Origin of the sequence: Nocardiopsis protaetiae, assembly GCF_045446735.1 — a bacterium.
Lineage (GTDB): Bacteria > Actinomycetota > Actinomycetes > Streptosporangiales > Streptosporangiaceae > Nocardiopsis > Nocardiopsis protaetiae.
Map to the genome: position 1 here is coordinate 1 of NZ_JBJJBV010000494.1, position 2,221 is coordinate 2,221.

Genomic DNA, 2,221 nt, shown 5'->3' on the forward strand with positions numbered 1-2,221 from the left:
AGGTGCCCTCGGCCCGGGGGCTCGCGCCGCCCGCCGCGCCGTCGGCCCCGCAGGCGGCCGCCAGGGCCGCCACCGCCGCGGCGGCCGTCAGGGGCACTGTCGCCGTTCCCGTGCGCGCTGTGGATCTCATGCCCGCCCCCTACCCACCGGGGCGCGGGTTCACCGACTCCGTGCGCGTCGAGCCGCTCCGCGAGGGGTCCGGGGCGCGGATCACCGAGGTGCGCCTTCCGGCGGTCGACACCCCGCGGTTCTCCCGGGTCCGCTCGCGCATGGGCGCCCGCACCCGGCCGCTGCCACCGGTCTACCAGCCGGAGGTCGCGGCCCGGGCGATCGTGTGGGCGGCCGGGCACCCGCGGCGGCGCCGGTACCGGGTGGGGCACTCGACGGTGGCCACCGTGCTGGGGCAGCGGCTCGCCCCGCGGCTGCTGGACCTCTACCTGGCCCGCACCTCGTACGACGGGCAGGTGCGCGACGCCGCCCCGCCGGAGCGGGACGACCTGTTCGCGCCCCTGGACGCCGAGCGCGACCACGGGGCCCACGGGGGGTTCGACGACGAGGCCCGCGAGGTCGGCCTGCTCCAGGAGGTCGGTCGGCGCCGCGGCGCCCTGGCGTCGGCGTGCCTGGCGGGTCTCGCCGCGGGGCCGGGTGTCCACGGCCTCATCCGGAGGGGCTCCGCCCACGCCGGCGGGAGAACCCGCCCCGGGTGAGGGCGACCGGCCCGGGTCAGCGTCGGACCAGGACCATCACCCCGCAGGACCAGCCCAGCAGGGACAGCCGTTCCCAGCCCGGTCTGGACTCCAGGTCGGCGATGAGGGCCTCCACCGCCAGGCAGTGGTCCTCCGGCACCATCCGCTCCGGCTGACGGGCGAGGTCGTCCACGATGTAGAAGCCGCCCGGCTCGACCAGGCCCAGCGCCTCGTCGAGGTGGGTGAACTTGCCCGGCCAGGTGTCGGCGAACACCAGGTCGTAGCCGGGGCCGTCGGCCCGCCCGGCCAGCCAGGCGCCGCCGTCGGCCTCGTGCAGCCGCACCCGCGGGTCCTCCCCCACGTGCCGCCGGGCCACCTCCAGGCACCCGGCGTCGTTGTCGACGGTGTCCAGGGTCGCCCGGCCGTCCATACCGGCCAGCAGCCAGGACGTCCCGGCCCCGGTCCCGGTGCCGAGCTCCAACAGCCTGCCTCCCGGTTTGGACGCCGCCAGCGTCCGCAGCAGCCGGCCCACCTCCTCCTCGCAGGACATGGTGAAGCCGATGGCCTCGGTGTCGGACTCGATGGCGTCCAGGACGCCGGGCCGCTGCTGGACCGTCTGCATGGGAACCCCTCCCCTTGATGCGGATGAGCCCAGGTTAAGTCGGCCGCCCCGGCCGGGCGAGGACTTTCCCCAGCCTGTGGATAACCCGGCCTGTGGATGACCCGGCCGACGGGCGACCCGGCCTGTGGACGCCCCGGTCACAGGCCCCAGAGGCAGACGGCGGTGCGGTCGTCCTCGTGGCCGTCGGCGCGGAAGTCCAACTGCCAGGCGAACTCCATCCGGCCGGGCACCCGGCCCGCGCCCCACTGGGCGGCCAGGCGGTCGGCGGTCTCCGCGTCCGCCATCGGGCCGGACAGGCCGGTGCCGCACATGAGCAGCGCCTCGCCGGGCGCTATGCGGTGCCCGTTCACGTGCACCCCGTCGGGGTCGGCGGGCAGGGTGGCGGGCAGCGGCTCCCACTCGCCCCCGCGCAGCAGCCGGGCGGACGCGACGTCGGTGCCGAACAGCAGGCAGTCGGTGGTCTCCCCCTCCGGGGAGAGCCGGACCAGGGCGGCCGTCAGGGTGCCGGTGGGGCCGACCTCCAGCGCCTGTTCCAGGAGCAGGGCGCACAGGTTCCGGAAGTGCTCCGGGTCCCGGAGCGGGGCGGCGGCCTCCGCCATACGGGCGGCCACACCCCGCCACAGCAGGCGGCGGACCCGGTCGGCGTCCCGCACCGAGGGGAACGCGCAGGCCGTGACGGCCAGGACGAACCGCTGCCCCGCGTGTTCCAGCGGGTACAGGCCGAAGGACTCCTGCCGGGGCAGGCCCTCCGCGCGGTTGCGGTCGCCGCGCAGGGACACCGCGCGCAGCGCCAGGCCGGGGTGGTCGGCCTCGTCGATGACCGTGTCCGGCACCGGGCGGGAGGGCAGCCCCACCGCCCGGCCGGGCAGGCCGGTGTCGCGGGCGGCCGCCTCGGCGGCCGCGCCCAGCAGGT

3 protein-coding genes are annotated in these 2,221 nt (G+C 77.3%); 1 reads left to right on the forward strand and 2 read right to left on the reverse strand.

What is annotated here, in order from left to right; all coding sequences use genetic code 11:
* Nucleotides 1-128 precede the first annotated feature (128 nt).
* Complete coding sequence (locus tag ACJOT3_RS34240) at nt 129-707, forward strand: SDR family oxidoreductase (RefSeq protein WP_406977282.1); 579 nt, start codon at nt 129-131, stop codon at nt 705-707.
* 16 nt (nt 708-723) lie between these two features.
* Here ACJOT3_RS34240 and ACJOT3_RS34245 read toward each other — a convergent pair whose 3' ends face one another.
* Both ACJOT3_RS34245 and ACJOT3_RS34250 read right to left on the reverse strand, forming a co-directional pair.
* The gene (locus ACJOT3_RS34245) at nt 724-1,308 is read right to left on the reverse strand and encodes an O-methyltransferase (protein ID WP_406977283.1); all 585 of its coding nucleotides are present in this window, start codon (nt 1,306-1,308) and stop codon (nt 724-726) included.
* A gap of 137 nt (nt 1,309-1,445) precedes the next feature.
* A partial coding sequence (locus tag ACJOT3_RS34250; protein ID WP_406977284.1) for a hypothetical protein occupies nt 1,446-2,221 on the reverse strand: 776 nt, incomplete at its 5' end.

What these genes read in the sequence shown, in the direction of transcription:
- ACJOT3_RS34240 (WP_406977282.1), top strand. Translation starts at nt 129, where the DNA reads ATGCCCGCCCCCTACCCACCGGGGCGCGGGTTCACCGACTCCGTGCGC.
- ACJOT3_RS34245 (WP_406977283.1), bottom strand. Translation starts at nt 1,308, where the DNA reads ATGCAGACGGTCCAGCAGCGGCCCGGCGTCCTGGACGCCATCGAGTCC.